Raw genomic sequence first — 20,505 nt, forward strand, 5'->3', positions numbered from 1 at the left:
TCACGACCTCACCTGATCGAACCGCGGCTGGCCGCGATTTCAGCGTGAAAGCGGTTGGGTTGAGCCACGTTCCGAAGCGCCTCACGCCGCCGCGCTGATCATCGACCCGTGCCGGGTCGGAGTGGACTCGGGGGCGGTGCGGTCGATGGAACCTGAACCCGTGTGTCGATAGCGTGTAAGGCCTGAACTGCGAGAGGACACCATGCACGCTCCTGCCTTTGTTTCCATCCTCGCTGCCGTCGGTAGCGCGTTTCTGTTTCAGGCCGCGCCGGCCTCAGCCGAGTCGCACACCGGTATGCCGACGCTGACTGCACAGTTCGATGGCGGCCCGTGCGCGACGACCATCAACGCCAAGGCCAACATCTTCGATGACAGCAACCAGGTCTCCATCGGCTACCAGACCGACGACATCGCCGGCACCGGCAGCGCGGGATGCGGGTCGTCGCTGGTCGCGGTCGTCAATTGGCGCAATCTGGACAGCGGCGGGGTGGGTAGCGTCTCCCGGCACATGTTCCACAACGAGACCAACTCGATTTCCTTCGCCCCCGGCCCGGGACGGATCGCGATCGAGCTGACCACGCTCAGTGCCCACTTCCCCGACGCTTCCCGTCTCGAGGTTGTCATGCACGGCTGAGGATCCAGAGCAGTGCCGGGCCCGGCGCCCGGGAACCGGTGTCGCCGAACACCCGGACCCGCGCACCGCCACCGAGATCGGTGACCACGGCGGCGCGATGCGGGCGGGTGCGCGCGGCGAGGCGGCGCATCAGCGGCAACGTGCGTGGGCTGACGGTTTCGCGGGGGTAGTGCCAGCGCGTACGGGCGAAGGTCGCGGTGGTAGCGCCGGCATGGCGGAACCGGTCGACCGGGTTCGTGCGGGGCGCCGGTGGGGTCGCTGCGCTGATCATGCGGGGGTGAGCGACAGGTTCAGGTGCGCCAGGCGGCGCACGATCAGGCTCGGAACATAGGCGGGTTCGGGGCCGCTCAGCGAGACGGTGGCGGTGGCGGCGAGCAGTGCGCGCACGGCCTGGGTGGTTTCCTTGCGGGCGAGGTGGGCGCCGAGGCAGAAGTGGATGCCGCGGCCGAAGCTGTGGTGCAGTTTCGGCTGGCCGCGGTCGAGGTCGACGCGGTCGGGGTGGTCGAAGATGCGGGGATCGCGGTTGGAGGCGCCCCACATCAGCATCAGTCGTGCGCCCGGTTCGAGGCGTACACCGGCCAGCCGGGTGGGGGCGGTGGTAACGCGGAAATGGCCGCGGAACGGGCTCTCGATGCGCACCGCTTCCTCCACCAGCGCACCGATTCGACCGGGTTCGGCGCGCACCGCGGCTTGCAGTCGCTGATCGTCGGCCAGCAGCCGTACCGCGGTGCCCAGCAGGCTCGCGGTCGATTCCGCGCCCGCGGTGACCAACTGCAGCAGCAACGTCGCACCCTGATCACGGGTCAGGGTTCCCGACGCGACCGCCGCGGCGACGCCGCCCAATATGCCCGCGTCCGCGCCGGGGCGGGCCTGGTCGAGGCGTTCGCCCAGATACTGTGCGAATTCGAGCACCGCGAGTGCGGCCTGGCCGGCGCGTTCGGTACTTGCGACGCCGGAGACCAGATCGATCGCCGCGTCCGACCAGGCGGCGAGGCGCTGATGGTCGGCGCGCGGAAGCCCGATCAGCTCGCCGATCACCTGCACCGGGACCGGGTGGGCGACCGTGGTCATCCAGTCACCGCCGCCGGAGGCGACCAGCCCGGCTACAGCCGGGGCGACCGCGGCGTCGATCAACTCGGTCGTCTCGGCCACCGCACGCGGGCTGAACCGCGACATCACCAGCGCCCGCTGCGCGGTGTGTGCGGGCGGATCCGCGGTCGCCAGCACGTCCACCCCGCCACCGGCCTCGACCACCGACACCGTCGCCGACCCCGACACCGCCGACAGCACCGCGACCAGATTGCTCGAATAGGTCTGTGGATCGGCCAGCACGGTGCGGATCGCATCGAACCCGAGCACCACATATAACTGCTGATCGGGCAGATAATGCACGTCCCCGACACCACGCAACTGCTCGAGCAGCGGATACGGGTCCTGCAATGCCTCGGCGCAGAACAGATCGGGAACAGTCATCACAACCAACCTTTCACACGTTGTATAACACGTTATACAACGTGTTCTCGCTCTGCGGTACCCTCGAACGGTGGTCGACGACACTGCTGCCCTGCTGCGCGAGTCCCGCGATTCGTTGCGGATGGTCCGCGAATTCGGTCCCGCCGAACGCGCGCGCCGCGCCGAGATCGCCGCGGTCGCCCGCACGATGGCCTCCCGGCACGGCTACAAGGGCGTCACAATCCGCGAGGTCGCCGCCGAGGCCGGCACCACCCCGGTCACCGTCTACCGCTACTTCGGTTCCAAGGACGGCCTGATCCAGCACCTCATGGCCGACTGGGCCCTCGACACCCTCGACCGCCTCACCCGGCTACCGGCCGACCGCGGCGCTGAGCCCGCCGACCGGATCGCCTCCGCGTTCTCCCAATTCATCGGCTGGGCCGCCGAAGACCACAACCTGCTGCAAGCCGGAATGAACTCCGTGCACTCCGGCGACGGCCCCGGAATCAGGGTCTGGCGACCGCTTTTCACCGAACTCGTCCGCGCCGCGATGGCCGACCCCGACTGGACCGACGAACACGACCGAGCCCTGGTCCTCGGCCACGTCCTGACTACCTGTCTGCTCGACCTGACCACCAACCCCGCCAACATCACCGACATCCGCCACACCATCACCCGCGCAGCACAACTGCTCTTCACCACGACCAACCCGCCGCATCACCTATAAACCAGCGCATTCAGCTCGGCCACGATCTCGAATTCGATCTGTTCGAGGCGCTGCAGATGGACAATTCCTTTGCGGCGGTCGCCCAGCCGGTGTACGCCTGCCGGCCCCGTCGAACACCACATCCGGGCGAACAAAAACGGATCCGGCGTGATGCCGACGGCCGCAGCCGCATGCATCCTCGAGCTCGGCGCCACCGTCCCGGCCTTGATTACGCCGTCAACGGTTGCCCCGGTGGCATAGTCGAACCGTCCACCTCCGCTGAACCGGAAGGCATCGACATGACCGATCACACCTATCGAGTAATCGAAATCGTCGGCACCTCCCCCGATGGCGTCGACGCCGCTATTCGCAGCGGCCTGTCGCGCGCCGCGCAGACAACACACAACCTCGACTGGTTCGAAGTCCAGTCGGTCCGCGGCTACCTCGAGGAAGGAACCGTCGCCTACTACCAGGTCACCATGAAGGTCGGTTTCCGCATCGAGGACGCCAGACAATAGCGCTGCCGCCGAGGTGACGGAAGGGTGCTCCCCCCTTACCTGCCTACTGTGCCGGCGAGCTCCGCGGCCAGCAACTCGAACGACTTGCGCTGGTCGTTCGGGTCGTAGAGGTCGGTCTTGATCAGAAGTTCCTCCGCGTCGGTCGCCTCCGCCAAGGCGTGCAACTGCGACAACACCGTTGCGGCTGCCCCGACGAAAACCCCGTCGAGTTCATCCGCGATGTCTCGTCCGGCCGCATATCCGTAGTGATCCGCGGTCTGCGGGCTGGGTAAGCGTATGGGCTGCCCCTCTTTTCGCCGCGCGGTCTTCATTCTCAGCGATCCGGACAGCCACTGGGCGCGTTCATCGCTGTCGGCAGCGATTGCCGACACGCTGACCATGACCCGCGGCCCGGGACACAACGGCGAGGGCTGAAAGGTCTGCCGGTAGACACGAGTGGCCGCGATGGCGTTTCCCGGCTCGAGGTGATGAGCGGCTACGAAAGGAAGCCCGAGCACACCGGCGACGCGCGCCGTGTAGTCGCTGCTTCCGAGCATCCAGATCTCAGGTCGGCTGCCTTGTGCGGGCACTGCCACGACGCGGCCCTCCGTCGTCGGATCGAACATGCCCAGCAGATCCCGGATCTGTTCTGCGAAGGGGACGGCCGCCCTCTCGTGTGGGCTGCGGATACGGTCGACAACTTCGCGTGGCCCGCCAAGGGCCCGTCCCAATCCGAGGTCGATACGGCCGGGGTGAAAGACCTCCAACGTGCCGAATTGTTCTGCGATCACGATGGGTGAGTGATTCGGTGTCATGACACCGCCGGCTCCCACTCGCAGATGACGGGTCACCGACGCGACGCGGTCGATGACGACTGCCGGTGCGGCACTGGCCACTCCGCGCATACCGTGATGCTCGGGTACCCAAAACCGGTGGTAGCCGAGCCTGTCGACGAACCGTGCCAGCTCGATACATTCGAGCAGTGCGGTCTTTGCATTCGAGCCCTGCACGATCGGCGCCGTATCCAGGATCGAAAAACGCAGCGCGGCGCGATGATTCGTCATCGAGCGCTCAGAATAGTCACCAACACGGTGCGCATCCCGCGTCGTGCGTACAAACTCAAAACACCTCCCGCACTGGTGGATTCATCGTCCGGATGGGCCATCACCACCATCAATGCCGGCGGCGAGGCCGAGTCGGACATCATCGGGGCCCTTCTGTCGTCACCCGTCCTATCCCACCACGATCGAAGACGCCTCAGCGCAATTCGAGGTGAGTCCGGTCCCCCTGGCACGGCTGCACTCATCCCCTTCTCCTCGAGCGGCATGTGGACTCACCGAAGACGTTGTTCGACCGAACCTCATTCCCCTGGATTATCCGCAGGGCCTCGTCATCGATTCGCCGCTGCAACTCCGTCATGGGGGCGTCGTCGAGACCGGTGAATGCGCGCAGAAACGGCCCGAATAGTCGCCAGCCGAGCTCGAGTGCTGCCACATTCGCCACCGCGAGCGCCGCCGCCGCGGATATCGGCTCGCCGTCGTCTGGTCGGTCCAATGCCGAAGCGACCGTTCGGTCCTCGAGCCACACCATGTCCGACTCTGCAGGTGCACAGGTTTGGGAGCCAGACACGCCGGGATGAGCGGACGTGTCGGCCGATGCAGGCGGTGCGCCTACCGTGGTCGCGTCGGGTTGTCTGCCCGCCGCCGCGCGTGCGCGCGGCCGGCCTGTCGATCAGCTTGTCCAGCAAGTTTCTTGCGCTGTCGCGGGGAGAAGCCGGCCTCGTGGCGGCACGACCGGATCGGTACGACACCCCAGGAGGTCGAAAATGCGTGATGCTCGTTGTGCCCGGCCCCTTGTGCCCACCGCCTTCCTCGCCGCCGCGGCCACGGTGACAGTGTGGGCGCCGACGGCCTCAGCCGAGCCGCTCGGTCCGCTGCCGGTCTACACCTGCGACATCGCGGAGCAAGGGTTCGGTGTGACGGAACTCGACGGAACCAAGGCCATCAGGGGGCAGAACTGCCAGGCCGGCGAGGGCACGCCCACCAGCGGGAAGGTCGAGGAAGCGACTCTCATCCAGCCCAGAGATAACGACCTCGCCTACATCTGCAACGGCACGGTGTTTGTCCACCAGAACATCATCAACGGCCGGCTGGACATCAAGACCGACCGTTGCCGCATCCCCGGGCAGTGAAATTCGTATACGTGCCTACAGATCTGGGCTTGTCCGGCGTTGCGAGCACAGACCGATCGAGACACCGCCAGCCGGCACGGACAGTGGTTACACCCTCGGTTCCGCGGCGTTGTAGCGCGCAGCATGCTCCGGGACATCTCGGAGACGAACTTGCGGCCCTCGGCAGCGGAGTTGTTGAAAATGAGTTGGTCATCGCCGAGATCGCCCGCTTGGCAAGCACCGTATCTTTGATCTCCGCCTGCACGCTAGCCCGACGAGGCATCCACCCGACGACAGGAGCGCCTACCGAATCCAATGACCACGAACATCACATTTGCCACACCTGCATCAAAAGGCGTGAAACACCCAGCTGGGCGCGAAACAGGAAAACAACGATATTTCCGCAGATCAGACGGCTACACGGGCCAAAAGCCAACCTAAGACAACGAAAGGTCAGAACCCAGAAAAGCCTCTGACCAGACATTATAACAATTGTGGACCTGGCTGGGCGTTACGCGAAACGGGATGACCTGCGCAAACTCGAAAGCCTCACCGCCGGAATCCAATCCGACAGCCCCGAACCGAAGCGGCGGCAGCGAAAATCAGCCACACCGCCACACGCCAAGCCGGCCCGGAACATCCAACGCCGACTCCCCCGCCACACCATCGACCAACTCGTCCAGGACTACCGCGACGGCGCAACCGCACTCGAACTCGCCCAGCGATACGGCATCTCCAAAACCGCCGTCCTGAACCTGCTCACCCGAGAGGGCGTCACCCGCCGACACCAACCTCTGACGGACGCCGAGGGCGACCACCTCGAACGGCTCTACCTCGCCGGCCACTCCCTCACCTCATGCAGCCGACTCACCCGCACACCCGCCAGCACCATCAAAGACGCACTCCACAAACGCGGCACACCCATGCGCCCCGCCGGCGGCCACCACAGCAACCACACATGAGCCGAGCCGAATGTCGACACACCCGAAAAGCCCGTCCAATTCAGGCCGATAGCGAATCTTCAGCAATCATCACACGATCAAGCTGGCCCGCCGGTTCGGGCAGCGGAAGCGATGACAAAAGTCCGGCCTCAATGCGCCGGCAGCTCCGATCGAAGTGGCTGCGTTTCGAAGCCGTGAGGAACGCCGAGGACTTCACCTAGCAATGCGGCCACCTCGTCGAACATCAGCACATCGTGTCCGTTATGGAGGTGATAGGTCTTTCGGAGGTGTCCGCCGTCACGGGAGAGCTGGACCGCCGCGCACGCCGCGCCGACATCGACACACGCCATCCGGTGGTTGTAGGGAACAACCACCGCACGCTGCGCGGATGCCCGGTGGTGGTCTTATCGTCGTCGGCTCAGGTCGGCCAGTACGGCTTTCGCGGCGCGCTCACCCGAGGTGGCAGCGTCGGCGAGGGTCGGCAGGTCGAGCTGGTAATCACCGGCGAAGTAGATGTTTCCGAGTGGATCACGCAGCGTCGGAAGCGAGTTCCGCCGCCCGGGAGCCCAGAAGGGTACGACGCGGCGGTGCCGCCGGACTACGCTGTGGCCCAGCTTTCCTTTCAATTCGGGGAACACGGTGACCAGGTCCTCGGCGAATCGCGACACGATTTCCTCGTCGGTCAATTCCAGCAGTTCGTCGGCCTGTGCGCCGCCGGCAAAGCAGGCCAGTGCTCCCCCGGGTTTGCGATTGCTCCCCCTGCGCATCGCCGCGGCGTGGTTGAACATCGCCTGGAATGACAGTTGCGGTGTCGAGACGGCGACGTATTCGTCCCAGCGCTGTGGTCCGGTTTCTTCGGTGAAGAAGCCGACGATCACGTACCGACCGTAGGTGATGTCGCTCAACGCGTTTCGGTGCTGCTGCGGCAGGTCGGCGATGATCTGCTCGGCGACATCGGCGGGTGCGGTCACGATCGCACGCTTCGCGCGCAGGCGGATCGTGCGTTCGCCTTCGAGGTAGTCGACGACAACACCGTCGCCATCGCGGCGCACCGACCGCACCGGCGAGTTCAGCCTGATCCGCGGCCCGAGATCTTCAGCCAGCACATCGGTGAGGGTCTGATTACCACCCACGGGTAGCGAGAAGTTCGGGACCTTCTCCGGGTCCGAGAGAGCGAGGCCGACCGAGGTGACGAACTGGGTGGCGGCGGTCTCTTCCACCTCGCACCCCATCCACTGCGCCGACCACGCCCGGACGATAGCGGCGGCCAGTTCCGACCGGACCCCTTTGAGCAGGTAGGACGCCAGCTTGGTGTCGAGTTTGGCGCGAACCCGTTGCGCGACACGGCTCTGCGACTGAAGGAAGGGCAGGACCGCGAGGATCCGAGCACCGACAATCCCCATACCGATCCGGTCCAGCACGCTCATCCGCGAACCGAACATGAGTTCCACGGGATTGGAGGTGTCGACCAATCCCCCGTTGAGGTACAGCGCGACGCTCTTACCCGCGAGCGAGCCCATCTCGATGCGGTGCCGCTCGAGAGCATCGAACAGCGGGCCGGTGCCCTCGGTGAACTGAGTGCCGACATTGATCCAGTAATCGCCACGTCGGACGCTGTCGACTCGTCCGCCCGTGCGACCGGAGGACTCGAGCACCACGACATCGGTGTTCGGTGACAGGGTGGTCGCCGCCATCAATCCCGCCATTCCGGCGCCGACGACGACCACATCGGTGGTCTCCTCGTGCACTTCGTGCGTGTCCTGCGCTGTCATGTCAACTCCTGACTCTCGATTGATAACTCAAAAAGGTCCACGAATCGGCGCTCGCACCCCCTGCTCGTAGCGACGCACTGTGGGTCCGGCGGTGCGCCGGCGGCACACTGCGGTAGCCAGTTTCGAACTCGATTCGACTTTATGGCAGCAACATGAGGTTGTCAACGCTCACTCTGCTTCAGAGTGGCCGCCACCGAAACGGCGCGCCAACGCCAATGGAGAGTTCGAGAAACCTACCACCAACTGGAGAAATAGTCTCTCCAGCGGCTTAGCTTTCCGACGTGACAGCATCCACGCCACGCTGGTTGACGCGGCGGACAGCCCAGACAAAATCCGAATCTAGGTCGACTTATCGTGCTCTAGCACAGCCTCGGCGGTCCGGCCGCCGGTGCCAGCACAGCACTGACCGCAGACCGGGAAGCGAACATCCAGGCGTAGGGCCATTCAGGCTTCGATGTCGGCCGCGCGCCCTCGCGCAAAGCAGGCCGAGATTGTCCGGCCCGAAAACATGGAGGAATTCGAAGAATTCGGCTCCTACGACGACTAGACATATGTTTCGAGATACGCGGTGATGAAGCGTCGCGCTTCTTTCACGGCAGTGTCGTCGCCGGTTCGGGACCGACGGAATGCGACATCGAATAGACGGTTTCCCACCTCGAACACCAGCTCGAAAACGAGCGGTGACACATCCTGCCGAACCCACTTTTCGACAAGGCCAGACCTCGAAGTTGCTCCGCCTGTTTTCGGTCGAATGCCAGCGCCATATCACTGATCGCCGGATTGCGGCCACAAAACCAGAGCTCGACGAAACAACCCGGGTGCCCACGGAAATGGCTCAGATAGCCGTCGATCATGACATCGACCGCTTTACGCAGGCTGCGGGGCGCGGACCTACCACTCCAGACGGTGCCGAGCCGCTCCTCGAGCTGCGTCGAATGCCTTTGTAAGAGCGCGATTTCCAACTGATTGCGGTCTTCGAAGTAGTGATAAATAGATGCGATCGGGATACCGGACCGTTCGCTGACCGCCTTCAAAGTGGTGGCCTCATACCCCTTTTCGCCGAACAGAACGTCGGCGACATCGAGAATGGTCCGCACACGCTCGACACTGCGACGCTGCACCGGCGCTGTCCGCGTGGCTGACGAAATCGCTGCCGATGCTTTTCGAATGCAATTCGAAATCGTATCACTTCGATTACGCCACACGCCGACGATCCGCCGGACGAACGACGCCTGCCGAAGATGGCGGAGCTTCGTTATCGCGATGTTTGGACAGCCGAGCGCGCCAGCCGTTCACGGCACTGTTCGCGAAGCGCGCTGAGAGTCGATCCGCCGAGCACACGCGCGGGCGGGGTTCGAAGCAACCGCAACAACCGCACGTGGAATTCCTTCGGCCGCAGACCGAAGCGGATGAACGCTTCTTCGTCGTTACCACCGTAGGGTGCCCATGCGGTGGCGAATTCCAGCATTTCGATATCGAACGGGGTCATGGCCACCGACCCTGCGGGTCGGAGTCGGATCCGTCGGGAGTCCCGAGACCGTCGAGGATGACCATCGCCGCGCGTTCGACCTGCTGCTGTTTTCGCTCGTCGACGACACCCTGAATGTCCAATGCCCAGTGCGCTTCGAACAGACACACCAGCGCATAGGCCGCTGCCGAGACATCCTCCGCGCCCACGGCGGGATAGCGCTCGGCCAGCACCGCTTCCAGATCGGGCAGCCACCGCTGCGTCCACAGGTCGTGTAGACGCTCGCGGACCGCCGGGTCACGAGCGCTCAGCGCCACCAGCTCGGCCCACACCACCATGTCGTCGCGGGAGCGGTAGGCGCCGGGCGCATACGCCGCCGCCACCCGCAGCCGTAGCGGCAGATCGCCGTGCCGATGCACGATCTCGCTGCCCATAGCGCCGACGACGTGGTCGATGAACGCGCCGATCAACTCGTCGCGAGACCCGAAGTAGTGCAACACAAGTGTGCGCCGCAACCCCGCGGCGTCGGCGACCTTCGAGAAGGTGACACCCGCCAGGCCCTCCCGCACGGCGACCGCGAATGTGGCTTCGAGTATTTCCCGAATCCACTCGTTCGCCTTGCTCGGCCGCCCGACCTGATTGACTGTCATGACAGTTAATTTATCACGGGAGCAAACTGAGGTGTGCCGATTCCGGGCCCGAAACCGACCGCTGCACCGAAAACCCGTGGCAATTCGTGAGTTCCGATAGCCGGCGCGTCGTGTGGCGCTAGAGTGCGGCCGTGGACTTACCATGGCCGCAACCGAGCCGACGCACCGCTGAGTTGATGCGGGATGTCGCCGAGCGCCTTCTGGCCGCGTCCAGCACTGCGGTCGACGAGGTGGTGGCCGCGGCTCACCGGGACGCCGAATACCGGGCACTGGTCGATGATCCACAGCTCGCGGCGGCCGACCGCCAGATGAGCAAGACGTATATGCGGCACTGGCTGTCGGCCACTCTGCACGACCCCGGAGCTCGAGTCCTGCCGTGCGTCGAACCGGAGGTTCTGCAGTTCGCACGCGACCTGGTGCGGCGTGGCCTGGACATGCACGACCTCGGGTCGTGGCGAGGGGCCCAGCACGGCGCGTGGGAGCTGTGGGTCGACACCTGTTTCGCGGCGACCACCGTTCTCGACGAGCTCCGCGACGTGATGAAAGTATCCGAGCGGTCGATGGCGGCCTTCATCGACGATTCGATCGCGGCGCTCGACGAGTACGTCGAACGGGAGCGGGCGGACCTGGCACGGGGCGCCAGCGCCGAGCGGCACGCCACCGTCCAGCTCTTGCTCGAAGGTGCGCCGATCGGCCGGTCCCGGGCCGAATCGCGTCTCGGGTACGCGCTGACGGGTAGCCACGTTGCCGCGATCGTCTGGAGCGACTCCGCCGACCAGGCCGCGGGTCTCGACGCGGTTGCCGAGGCGGTGATGCGGATATGCGAAGCCCCACGCCGATTGACCCTGAACGCCAGCACCACCGCGCTGTGGGTGTGGGTCCCGGCGGAGATGGTCCCCTCGGCCGAGATGGTCGACGCCGCCCTGGCCACTCACCCGGGTATTCATGTCGCGTTCGGACGTTGCGGGCGGGATCTCGACGGTTTTCGCCGCAGCCACCTGGACGCCGCCGCCGCGCAGCGGTTACTGGCGCGGATAGGCTCGGCGCGCCCCGTCGTCCGGTACGAGGACGTCGCGTTGGTGTCCGCGCTCACGGCCGACATGGCACAGGCCGATCAGTTCGTCACCGACACCCTGGGCGACCTCGCGACCGCTGACCCGGTGCTACGGCAGACGGTGCTGACCTATGTCCGCGAACGGTTCAACGGCTCCGCCACCGCGGAACGGATGTTCACGCATCGCAACACCATCGAGCGACGGCTGGCCCGGGCCGATCAGCTACTGCCGGCGCCACTCGCCGACAACGCCGCGAGCGTGGTCGCGGCGCTCATGCTCGTGCAGTTGCGAGACTGACGTGCGGACACTGGCCGCACCGGATCAGCGGCCGGCATCGCTGATCGAGTCCCTGATCGGACGGGACGGGGTTACTCTGTGCCGATGATTTTCGTCTGAGCTGCGAAGCCGAGGTCACCCAGTCCGGCATCGACAGCTGCGGTCAGATTCTCGATTGCGGCGAAGAACACTCGGGGGTTCAGCCCGGTCTCCTTCATGATGTCGATGGCTCCGCCCAAGGCTTGGGCGTACGTGGCGATGGTTGCTTGATCCGTGGTGAAATCGCCGCTGGCAATGGCCGTCGCGACCCTCGCCGTCTCACTCTGGATGGACCCGAACGCGGCAGGCGTCAGGGCGTCGAGGAGGGCCTGATCCACTCCTTGTCCGAGCATGTAGGTCGTTGCCTCCACGTAGGCACTGACGGCCGGGACCAGGAACATGCCGACGAGTCCTGCGTTCAGAACACTGGCGATCTTGACGTCTGGGGACACCCGGACGGACACGGGAGTCAGCAAGGTCAGACTCTCGGCGTGCTCGGCCCAGGCGGTTTCGGATCCGGAATAGAGGATCGCCGCCCCCTCGGTGCCGATCTGTTCCGGATATCCGAGGATCGCCCCGTCCAAGTACTCGGCGCCGCGCTCGCCGGCCCAAACCCCGAAGGATTCGACTTCTGAGGGAGCGGCGCTGCCGACATTGACGAGCGTTGTGCCGGTCAAGTCCGACACGGGCTCGAGGGCCGTGAGGGCGCCGTCGTATGTGGCGAGGCACACGAGGACCAGCGGCGCGGCACGGACGGCGTCGTCGATCTCCCGTATGGGCGTAATCGTGTTGTCGGCCAGTGCGTCTGCTCTGTGGTGCGTCCGATTCCAGACGGCGACGGACTTGCCGGCGCCGGCGATTGCCCGCGCCAGCGCAGATCCCATCAGGCCACAGCCGAGAACTGTGACGTCATGTGAGGTGGTCTTCTCCATTTGTTCTCCCTCTCTTCGATGACGTGCCGTGGTGTCGACCGCACAGGCCAGTCGATGACCGCCGTCTAGAGCGGCAGATCCGCCGAGTCCACGCCGACGACCCGGTCGCCGCAGAACACCCGCACCGATTCCGCCGGACCGTGTCCGCCGATGCCCGACGGGCCCCAGAAACTCTGAGCGGAGTCGTCGCCGAGATCGGCGAGCTTCGCGCCGTTGACGCGCACCTCGCCGGACACGACCCGGGCACCGATCGCGATCGCGCGGTCGGTGTCGGTGCCGAACACATAGGCGTCCAGGCCCGAGGGGTGCGCGTTGGCGGCGCGCAGCGCGTCCTCATCCGAGTCCACGCCGTGCAGGGAAACGACCGGCCCGAACAGCTCGGCCGTCGTGCGGTCCGGGTCGGACCCGGTGGCGATCGTGGGTGACAGGAAGAAACCCGGCAGCCCGGGCAGCTCCCCGGGCTGGTCGATCTCGGCACCGAGCCCGCGCAGGCCCTCGATCCGCTGGATCAGGGTCCGGTAGTGCGGCTCGTTGGAGATCGGGCCGATGTCGGACTCCTCGTCGAGCGAGTGCCCGATCCGTAGCCGCGCGATGCGCTCGTCGAGGGCTTCCCGTAGCGGCTGCACCAGCCGGTGCGGGGCCAGGACCTTGCCCGGCCCCTCGCACCACTGGCCGTTCAGGTTCGTCATGCCGGTGAGGATCCCGTCGGCGGTCACGTCGAGGTCGGCGTCATCGAGCACGAGGACGGGGTTGTTGCCGCCGAGCTCGAGCTGGAGGACCTTGAAGTCCTCGACCGCCGCGCGAGCGATGGCGCGCCCGGCGCCCGGGCCGCCGGTGAAGGACACCACCTGGACCCGTCGGTCACCCGTGAGCGCGGCGCCGATGTCACCGGCGCCGTGTACGAGTTGCAGCGCACCGTCGGGTAATCCGGCATCCACGAAACACTCGACGATCACCTGCGCGCTGGCGGGGGCGTGCTCGGACGGCTTGAGCAGCACCGGGCACCCCGACGCCACCGCGCTGGCCACCTTCGCCGCCGGGATGAAGCTGGGGCCGTTCCACGGGGTAAGGATCGCGGCGGGCCCCCACGGTACCCGATGCAGCCGGACATCGCGGCCGCCGGCGGCGAGCGCGGTGACGCGGGGGATCGCACGGGCTTCGGTGGCCGCAGCCCGGATCCGGGCCGGGAGGAATGCGGCGAGCTTGCGAGTGGCAGTGATCGCCGTGCCGCTCGTGATCGCATCGGTGCGGGCGATCTCCTCGAGCCGCTGCTCGACGTTCGCCGCGGCCCGTTCGAGCGCCTCGGCCCGCTCGAGCCGGAAGTCGTCATCGGCCCAGTCCGCCGCCTCGTAAGCGCGCTGTGCGTGTCGCAGCGCGCGTTCCAGGCCGTCCGGCGACGTGGTCACCGTGCGGTGGACCGGCTCGCCCGTGTTCGGATCGAGGTTCCATGCGTCGAGCGCCTGGCATGGCACCCATTCGCCGGCGATATAGCTCACCGGCTGGGCGAGGGTCGTCGTAGTGTTCATCGGATCTCCTGCACAGCGGGGATGTCGGAACCGGCCGGCATGGCGACGACAATGCGGGTCACGTCGCCGGACTTCATCGCCTCGAAGCCCTCGTTGATCCGGTCGAAACCGATGACCTGGGTGACCATCTCGTCGAGCAGCAACCGGCCCTGCTGATACAACCGGGCGAACTGGGCGATGTCCTCCCGCGCCTGCCCCGAGCCCATATACGAGCCGATCAGGCGCTTTTCGCCGAAGAAGAAGTCCGACGCGGGAACGGTCAACTGCGTGCCCTCGGGGGCGATGCCGACGAGGCAGGCCGTGCCGGTGGAACGCACCACCTCGAGGGCGGTGGCCGCGGTGCGGGCGGATCCGACGGCCTCGAACGAGTAGTCGACGCCGTCGCCCAGCAGGCCGCGCACCGCGCCGGCCGGGTCGTTGGTTCCTCCGTTGAGGGTGTGAGTCGCGCCGTAACCGCGGGCCGCGCGGAGCCGCTGCTCGTCGAGATCGATCGCGACGATCGCCGAGGCACCCGCAAGGCGCGCGCCCTGGATGATGGCCGAGCCGACGCCACCGCAACCGATCACCGCCACCGTGGCGCCGGGACGCACCCGCGCCCCGCGGAACACCGCGCCGACTCCGGTGACGATGCAACACGACAGCAGGCAGCCGACCCGGGTGGGCACGCCGTCGGGCAGCTTCACGGCGGCGTTCGCGCGCAGCAGCATGTGCTCGGAGAACGCGCCCAGGTCACCGAGCCGGGCGACCGGCGTCCCGTCGGGCAGTGTGTACGCGGGCCGCGGGCGGCGCCGGATCTCGTCGACCCGTTGACACTGGGTCGAACGGCCCGCGTTGCAGTTCGCGCACTCGCCGCACGACGGGGTGAGCGCGCCCGTGACGTGGTCGCCCGGACGCAGGCTGGTGACGGCCGAGCCGACGGATTCGACGATGCCGGCCACCTCGTGACCGACTACGACGGGCAGCTCGGTGGGGACCGTGCCGGTCATATAGTGCAGGTCGCTGTGGCACAGCCCGACGTGCGTGACGGCGATCCGCACCTCGTGCGGCTCGGGGTCGTCGACGTGGATGTCGGTCAGGTGCAGCGGTTCGCCGACCCGTGTCAGTACCGCCGCGCGGGTGGTGATCATCGGTTCTCTCCGGTCGTTGTGGCCGGCTTCCTGGCGCTCCAGAAGCCCGCGATACCCGCGGTCAGCGCTCCGCTGTTCCATGACGCGTCGGCCGCGGCGTCCTCCAGCTCGAAGGCGCGTTCGATCTCCTCCGACGAGGGCCGCAACAGCGCGAGGTGTAAGGCGGTGTTGTTGCCACCTTCCGGCGTCCAGGCACGGACGGTCTCGATCGCGCGGTCCAGCAGTTCGTCCGGCTCGACGATCTGATCGATCAGGCCGATCCGCAGCGCCTCCTCGGCGGCGATGCGCTCCGAGCCCAGGACCATCCGCATCGCCTGGTTACGCACGATCCGGGGAAGCAGCACGCTCGACGCATTGGAGATCGTGAGGCCGCGGGCATTCTCCGGCTGGAAGAACGTGGTCTGCGGCGTCCCGAGGCGCGCGTCGCAGCACAGGGTGATCTCCGAGGCGCCGCCCACCGCGATCCCGTTGATCGCCGCGACCACGGGGACCCGAGTCTCGATCACCGCGCGGGTGACGTCGTGGAAGGTCTCGAAGGTCTCGCGCATCTCGGCGAACGTGGTCGGCGCCGCGCTGAGGTCCTCGCCCGCGCTGAAGGCGCGGCCCGCGCCCGTGATCACGATGCCCCGGACCCGCTCGCCGGTGCCGTACTCGCGGATGAGCGCGGCGAGGCGCAGGCGCATCCCGACGGTCAGCGCGTTGAGCTTCGACGGCCGCTGCAGGGTGATCACGGCGACGTCGCGGATCACCTCGATGAGCACGTGCTCGGCCGCCGCGTCCGGCGGCGTGACGTCCAACGGCGCCACGGCCGTCGATGCGGCGAGGTCCGACGGAGGCCGTTCGCGCAGGTCGAAGGTCGTGCCGGGAACTTCGGCCGCCCGGGCCTTCAGGGCGGGCTTGGACACCCGCTCCGAGGGGGTTCGGGGGAAATCGGCGACGAATTCGACGTATCGAGGCACTTTGAACCGTGCGAGCTGCTGGGTAGCCCGGTCGATGATCGCCTCGGCCGTGGCGCGGTCGCCGGTGGCGCCCCCCGCGAGCTGGACGAAGGCCTTGACCTCCTCGCCGAGCACCTCGTCGGGCTCGGCGACGACAGCGGCCGCGACGACGCGATCGTCGGTTTCGAGCGCCGCCTCCACCTCGGCGCTTGCGACATTCTCGCCACCACGGCGCACCATGTCCTTGATGCGACCCACCAGGCGGATCTCGCCCCGGTCGTCGGCGATCGCGATGTCACCGGTGTGCAGCCATCCGTCGCGTAGCGTCCGCGCGGTCTCCTCGGGCCGGTTCCAGTAGCCGAGCATCATGGGCGTGCCGGATACGGTCAGTTCCCCAGGGGTGCCGGCGGGGGCCTCGGCGCCGTCGGCGTCCACGATCCTGACCCGCTTATTGGGCACAGGCCGCCCGATGGCGCCACCTCCAACGGATGCGGCGTCATCGAGCGGGCTGATCAGGTCGATCCCGCTCTCGGTCATGCCGTAGACCTCTCGCCACGGTGCGCCCCAACGGTCCTCTAGCCGGGCGTGCAGCGCCGCCGGGATCGCGGAACAGAACACCGCGCGCAGGTCGTTGTCCCGGTCGTCGGCGGCGGGCGGCTGCTTGAACAGCAGGGTCGGCATCGATCCGAGGACGTAGCAGAACGTCACGCGATGGCGGCGCACATCGGCCATGAACCCTGATGCGGAGAACCGCGGCAGCACCACCAGCGGCGCGCCGGCGGTGAGGGCGAGCACCGTGTTCCACTGCGGGTCCATGTAGGAGAAGGGCTGCGCCGTGAGCAGCACGTCGCCGCCGCCGAGGCCGGCAGCCGCGGCACAACCCCAGGCGATGCGGGTCCAGTAGTCGTGGGTCAGCATGCACGCCTTCGGGAATCCCGTTGTGCCCGAGGTGTACTGGAGGTTGGCCAGTGTGTCCGGAGTGATCGCGAGATCGGGGGCGGTGGGCGGGAACCCTGTTTCTCCCGCGTCGGCGACGTCGACGATGCGGATGCCCGCGAGGGCGTCGTCACCGGACACCACCTCACGCACCAGCGGAAGGTGCTCCGCGTCGCTGACGATCACCTTCGCGCCCGAGTCGCGCAGCACGAACGCCAGATCAGCCGCGCGGTACGCCGAATTGACGGGCACGGCGACAGCGCCGGCCTTGAGCACCGCGAACCAGGTCAGCGGCCACTGCACGACATTCGGCAGCATGATCGCGACGCGGTCGCCCGGCGCCACGCCGTCGACCTCGATCAGGCGGTGCGCCAACCGCGACGACGACGTGTCGGCCTGCTCGTAGGTCCACGAAGCGTCGCCGAACCGCAGCAGCTCGGCGACGGGTGTGCGAGCGGCACCGTCGGCCAGCAGGCCGGTGACGGTGCGCACCCGGGGCGTCGCTCCCATCCGGTCGAGGGCGACGGCGGGACGCCGCGGTGCTTCGTCCCTGGGCGTCGTCACGACTGTCGTGTCAGCGGGCATTCCCCGGCCTCCTGTCGTTTTCTCGATTCGTCGACGATCCAGGCCATGGCCGGATCGTCTCGTTCCATCCACTCGGGGTGCCATTGCACCCCGAGGATCGGCGCGCCGGGCGCCTCCACGGCCTCCGCGACCCCGTCGGGCGCGCGGCCGGTGACGACGAGTCCCGCGCCGCACCGATCGACGGCCTGGTGATGCCACGAGTTGGTGACGGCGCTGTCACCGAATATCCGCGCGGCCGTCGAACCGGGATCGAAGGTCACGAGGTGCTCGGCGTCGCCGTCGGTGGGTGCCGCCAGCTTCGACAAGTGAGGCACCGGGCCGGGCGGCAGGTCCGCGATGAGCGTTCCGCCCAGCGCTACGTTGAGCAGCTGCATCCCGCGGCACACTCCCAGCACGGGGATACCTCGGTCGATGGCGGCGCGGGTCAGGGCGAACTCGTAGTCGTCGCGTTCGGAGTCGTGCGCATGGGGATCGAGCTGAGGGTCGACATCCCGGACGACGGAGACGTCGCCGCCCCACCGGGCCGGGTGCACATCCTGTCCGCCGGTGATCACCACCCCGGACAGCCACTCGCAGGCCTCCTGCGGATCGGCGTCGTAGGGCAGGTGCACGGGCACGCCACCCGCCTTCGCGACGCGGGTGGCGAAGGCGGACATGAACGAGTCCACGCACGCCGCGGCGTAGCGCTCGTCCATGCCGGCGATCAGGCCCAGCTGGAACCGGCGGCCGGTGATCCCGACCAATGGCTTGCCGCTCACGGGAACTCGAAATAGCGACGGGACTCCCACTCGGAGAGCTCGGCGTAGGGGTCCCCGCCCTTGGTGTGGAACTCCATCCACTCCCATCGCCGCGACGCCACCCAGAAGTCGACGAACTCGTCGCCCAGGTACTCGCGCAGCACCGCGTCGCCGTCCAGCGCCGCGATGGCCTTCGTGATCGAGTCCGGGATCCGCTCGACTCCGCAGTCGTCGGGCAGGCACCACGCCATGTCGTCGACCTGCGGCGGGGCCTGCATCTGCCGTTCGATACCGGCCACGACCCCGGCGAGCACACCGGCCAGCGCGTAGTACGGGTTGACGTCCGAGCCGGGCAGCCGGTATTCGAGCCGCGAGTACTTGGGATGCCCGACGATGGCTCGCACCGCCGCGGTCTTGTTGTTGACGCCCCAGGAGATGGTGGTCGGCGGACCGCTGATGTCGACCAGACGCCGGTACGAGGTGATCTGCGGCAGCGCCAGCAGGGTGTTTCCCGCCATCGTGGCCAGCAGCCCACCAACGGCCTGCAGCATCACCTCGGACGGCCCGTCCGGTGCGAAGAACTGATTCTCACCGTCCCGGTGCAGCGAGAGGTTGATGTGCGCGCCCTGCCCGAACCCGGCGGTCGGCTTGGCCATGAAGGTCACCGTCCGGTCCTGCTCGAACGCGACTTCGCGCATCACCTGCTTGGTGCGCACCCAACGGTCGCCGAGCGACACCGGATCGGTGGGCGCGAGGTTCAGTTCGGTCTGACCGGCGGCGGCCTCGTCGGTCCACGCCTCCCAGGTCATGCCGAGCTCGTCGAGCCGGTCGGTGACTGCGTCCATGTAATCGACCCAGTCCTTCGACCTCGCCAAGTGATAGGTGGCGCCGGTGTCCCCGCCGAGCGGGGTGAGATTGCGGTAGCCGCGGGCCCGCGCCTGCTGGACGGACTCTTCGAACAGCGTCGTTTCGATCTCCACCGCGACCGTGGCGGTGTAACCGAGTCCCTTCAGCCGCTCGACCAGCCTGCGCACCATGTTCCGCGGGCAGATCGGCACCGGCCGCCCGTCCCGGAGCCAGTAGTCGCCGATGACGGAGTCCAGGCCGGGCTTCCAGTGCACCAGCGTATTCATGTCGGGGATCATCGAGATGTCGTAGAGGTTGCCGCGCCAGTCGGGGAAGGCGTCGCCGAAGACGAACGCATCGCCCAGGTCGATCGCGAACATGATGTCGGCGAAGGCGAAGCCCGACTCCTTGCCGGCGGCGAATTTCGCGGGCGTGACGGTCTTTCCCAGGAAGCTCCCGTCGTGGCCGGTGGCCTCCAGGCGGATCGCCTTCGCGGGGACCTCCCACGCGGACTTGATGGATCGGGACCGGATGATCTCAGACATCGAATCGAACCTTCCAGGAGGCGGCCGTCATGACCGACATCTGCGAGAGCGTCCCTTGGACCCGCAGGCCGGAGTCCAGGGAGGTGAGCAGGTAGTCGGCGCCGGTGAACACGCCTGCCAGCGCGTCGGGCGTGCCGACCATGCGGTAGGTGGACGGGCCCGAACCGAACCGGGCCTCCTGGGGGCCCTCGGCTTCCTGCGCGACCGCGACGAGGACGTCTGGGATGCCGCGGATGCCGCGGGTCAGGTTCCAGAAGCGCTCGGCGGCCTCGCGCCACGGTGGCAGCGGGGGTCGCAAGGCGCCGAGGACCGCCTCAGCCAGTTCCGGGTCACCGTCCGGGCCGCGAGTCGGCGCGAAACGGGATTCGAGATCGACGACCAGCGTCGCGTCGGCCGGCGCGAAGACGCCACCTGTCACGGTGACGGCGCCCTCACCCAGCGTGACGGTGGCCGCCTGAGGGGTGTCGTGCGAAAGCACGGCGACCGTCCCGGTGCCACGCTCGAGCACCTCGGGGGCGTGGCCGATCCGGACCGCGTCGCGCAGGGTCCGGCCGAGCAGCCGGACGACAGGCGTGGCATCGTCGTCGACCTCGACCCGGACCGGCGCGCGCTGCGCCGCCAGGCCCGGGGAGATCGTCGGGGTTTCCGTCATTGTCGTACCTTTCTCCGAAGA

General features: G+C 67.3%; 21 protein-coding genes. 6 read left to right on the top strand and 15 right to left on the bottom strand.

Annotated features, from left to right (window positions below; translation table 11 throughout):
- Positions 1-202 precede the first annotated feature (202 nt).
- Entirely contained in the window at positions 203-634 is a 432-nt protein-coding gene (locus AC5592_RS30495) for a hypothetical protein (RefSeq protein WP_036511064.1), read from the top strand.
- Here the strand turns inward: AC5592_RS30495 and AC5592_RS30500 are convergent.
- Both AC5592_RS30500 and AC5592_RS30505 read right to left on the bottom strand, forming a co-directional pair.
- Positions 621-905, bottom strand: coding sequence for a hypothetical protein (locus AC5592_RS30500; protein ID WP_036511068.1), 285 nt, complete (start codon positions 903-905; stop codon positions 621-623). The two genes, AC5592_RS30495 and AC5592_RS30500, sit on opposite strands and share 14 nt — an antisense overlap.
- Positions 902-2,107 (bottom strand): cytochrome P450, encoded by a 1,206-nt coding sequence (locus AC5592_RS30505; protein ID WP_063066191.1) that lies wholly within the window; start codon positions 2,105-2,107, stop codon positions 902-904. The genes AC5592_RS30500 and AC5592_RS30505 overlap by 4 nt, the downstream gene beginning before the upstream one ends.
- 70 nt (positions 2,108-2,177) lie before the next feature.
- Between AC5592_RS30505 and AC5592_RS30510 the strand changes: the two genes are divergently transcribed.
- Positions 2,178-2,813: a TetR/AcrR family transcriptional regulator gene (locus AC5592_RS30510; RefSeq protein ID WP_063066192.1), complete on the top strand. Its 636-nt coding sequence runs from the start codon at positions 2,178-2,180 to the stop codon at positions 2,811-2,813.
- A gap of 278 nt (positions 2,814-3,091) precedes the next feature.
- On the top strand, positions 3,092-3,310 hold the full coding sequence (locus AC5592_RS30515) for a dodecin (protein WP_036511077.1): 219 nt from the start codon (positions 3,092-3,094) through the stop codon (positions 3,308-3,310).
- Positions 3,311-3,345: 35 nt separating this feature from the next.
- On the opposite strand, the gene AC5592_RS30520 is transcribed toward AC5592_RS30515, so the two are convergent.
- Together AC5592_RS30520 and AC5592_RS30525 are read right to left on the bottom strand one after the other, a co-directional pair.
- The gene (locus AC5592_RS30520; RefSeq protein WP_063066193.1) at positions 3,346-4,353 is read right to left on the bottom strand and encodes an LLM class flavin-dependent oxidoreductase; all 1,008 of its coding nucleotides are present in this window, start codon (positions 4,351-4,353) and stop codon (positions 3,346-3,348) included.
- 238 nt (positions 4,354-4,591) lie between these two features.
- A complete protein-coding gene (locus AC5592_RS30525; protein WP_063066194.1) occupies positions 4,592-4,879 on the bottom strand; it encodes a hypothetical protein in 288 nt (95 codons plus the stop codon).
- Between the two features lie 235 nt (positions 4,880-5,114).
- On the opposite strand from AC5592_RS30525, the gene AC5592_RS30530 reads away from it, so the two are divergent.
- Both AC5592_RS30530 and AC5592_RS30535 read left to right on the top strand, forming a co-directional pair.
- A complete protein-coding gene (locus AC5592_RS30530) occupies positions 5,115-5,480 on the top strand; it encodes a hypothetical protein (RefSeq protein ID WP_157122333.1) in 366 nt (121 codons plus the stop codon).
- A gap of 473 nt (positions 5,481-5,953) precedes the next feature.
- Complete coding sequence (locus tag AC5592_RS30535; protein WP_036511090.1) at positions 5,954-6,421, top strand: hypothetical protein; 468 nt, start codon at positions 5,954-5,956, stop codon at positions 6,419-6,421.
- 128 nt (positions 6,422-6,549) lie between these two features.
- Here AC5592_RS30535 and AC5592_RS30540 read toward each other — a convergent pair whose 3' ends face one another.
- The 4 genes from AC5592_RS30540 to AC5592_RS30555 form a co-directional block, all read right to left on the bottom strand.
- Positions 6,550-6,750, bottom strand: a complete 201-nt coding sequence (locus AC5592_RS30540) for a hypothetical protein (protein ID WP_157122335.1) — start codon at positions 6,748-6,750, stop codon at positions 6,550-6,552.
- A 54-nt stretch (positions 6,751-6,804) separates the two neighbouring features.
- Entirely contained in the window at positions 6,805-8,172 is a 1,368-nt protein-coding gene (locus tag AC5592_RS30545) for a flavin monoamine oxidase family protein (RefSeq protein ID WP_036511092.1), read from the bottom strand.
- A gap of 590 nt (positions 8,173-8,762) precedes the next feature.
- Positions 8,763-9,269: a TetR/AcrR family transcriptional regulator gene (locus tag AC5592_RS30550; RefSeq protein ID WP_198163975.1), complete on the bottom strand. Its 507-nt coding sequence runs from the start codon at positions 9,267-9,269 to the stop codon at positions 8,763-8,765.
- Positions 9,270-9,657: 388 nt separating this feature from the next.
- Complete coding sequence (locus AC5592_RS30555) at positions 9,658-10,290, bottom strand: TetR/AcrR family transcriptional regulator (protein WP_063066197.1); 633 nt, start codon at positions 10,288-10,290, stop codon at positions 9,658-9,660.
- Positions 10,291-10,421: 131 nt separating this feature from the next.
- Between AC5592_RS30555 and AC5592_RS30560 the strand changes: the two genes are divergently transcribed.
- Positions 10,422-11,642 carry a PucR family transcriptional regulator gene (locus AC5592_RS30560; RefSeq protein WP_232329620.1) on the top strand — a complete coding sequence of 407 codons (1,221 nt, stop codon included), beginning with the start codon at positions 10,422-10,424 and terminating at the stop codon, positions 11,640-11,642.
- A gap of 71 nt (positions 11,643-11,713) precedes the next feature.
- Here the strand turns inward: AC5592_RS30560 and AC5592_RS30565 are convergent, their stop codons facing one another.
- The 7 genes from AC5592_RS30565 to AC5592_RS30595 form a co-directional block, all read right to left on the bottom strand.
- The gene (locus AC5592_RS30565) at positions 11,714-12,592 is read right to left on the bottom strand and encodes an NAD(P)-dependent oxidoreductase (protein ID WP_063066198.1); all 879 of its coding nucleotides are present in this window, start codon (positions 12,590-12,592) and stop codon (positions 11,714-11,716) included.
- 65 nt (positions 12,593-12,657) lie between these two features.
- Positions 12,658-14,118 (bottom strand): aldehyde dehydrogenase family protein, encoded by a 1,461-nt coding sequence (locus AC5592_RS30570; protein ID WP_036511100.1) that lies wholly within the window; start codon positions 14,116-14,118, stop codon positions 12,658-12,660.
- Positions 14,115-15,245 (bottom strand): Zn-dependent alcohol dehydrogenase, encoded by a 1,131-nt coding sequence (locus tag AC5592_RS30575; protein ID WP_036511103.1) that lies wholly within the window; start codon positions 15,243-15,245, stop codon positions 14,115-14,117. The genes AC5592_RS30570 and AC5592_RS30575 overlap by 4 nt, the downstream gene beginning before the upstream one ends.
- Positions 15,242-17,704, bottom strand: a complete 2,463-nt coding sequence (locus AC5592_RS30580) for an AMP-binding protein (RefSeq protein ID WP_232329622.1) — start codon at positions 17,702-17,704, stop codon at positions 15,242-15,244. Before AC5592_RS30580 ends, AC5592_RS30575 begins: the two co-directional genes overlap by 4 nt.
- On the bottom strand, positions 17,680-18,462 hold the full coding sequence (locus AC5592_RS30585; RefSeq protein WP_063066200.1) for a gamma-glutamyl-gamma-aminobutyrate hydrolase family protein: 783 nt from the start codon (positions 18,460-18,462) through the stop codon (positions 17,680-17,682). Before AC5592_RS30585 ends, AC5592_RS30580 begins: the two co-directional genes overlap by 25 nt.
- Positions 18,459-19,832, bottom strand: coding sequence for a glutamine synthetase family protein (locus AC5592_RS30590; RefSeq protein WP_036511109.1), 1,374 nt, complete (start codon positions 19,830-19,832; stop codon positions 18,459-18,461). The genes AC5592_RS30585 and AC5592_RS30590 overlap by 4 nt, the downstream gene beginning before the upstream one ends.
- Positions 19,825-20,484 (bottom strand): hypothetical protein, encoded by a 660-nt coding sequence (locus tag AC5592_RS30595; RefSeq protein WP_063066201.1) that lies wholly within the window; start codon positions 20,482-20,484, stop codon positions 19,825-19,827. Before AC5592_RS30595 ends, AC5592_RS30590 begins: the two co-directional genes overlap by 8 nt.
- Positions 20,485-20,505 lie beyond the last annotated feature (21 nt).

This window comes from Nocardia violaceofusca NBRC 14427, from assembly GCF_963869435.1.
Taxonomy (GTDB): Bacteria; Actinomycetota; Actinomycetes; order Mycobacteriales; family Mycobacteriaceae; genus Nocardia; species Nocardia aobensis.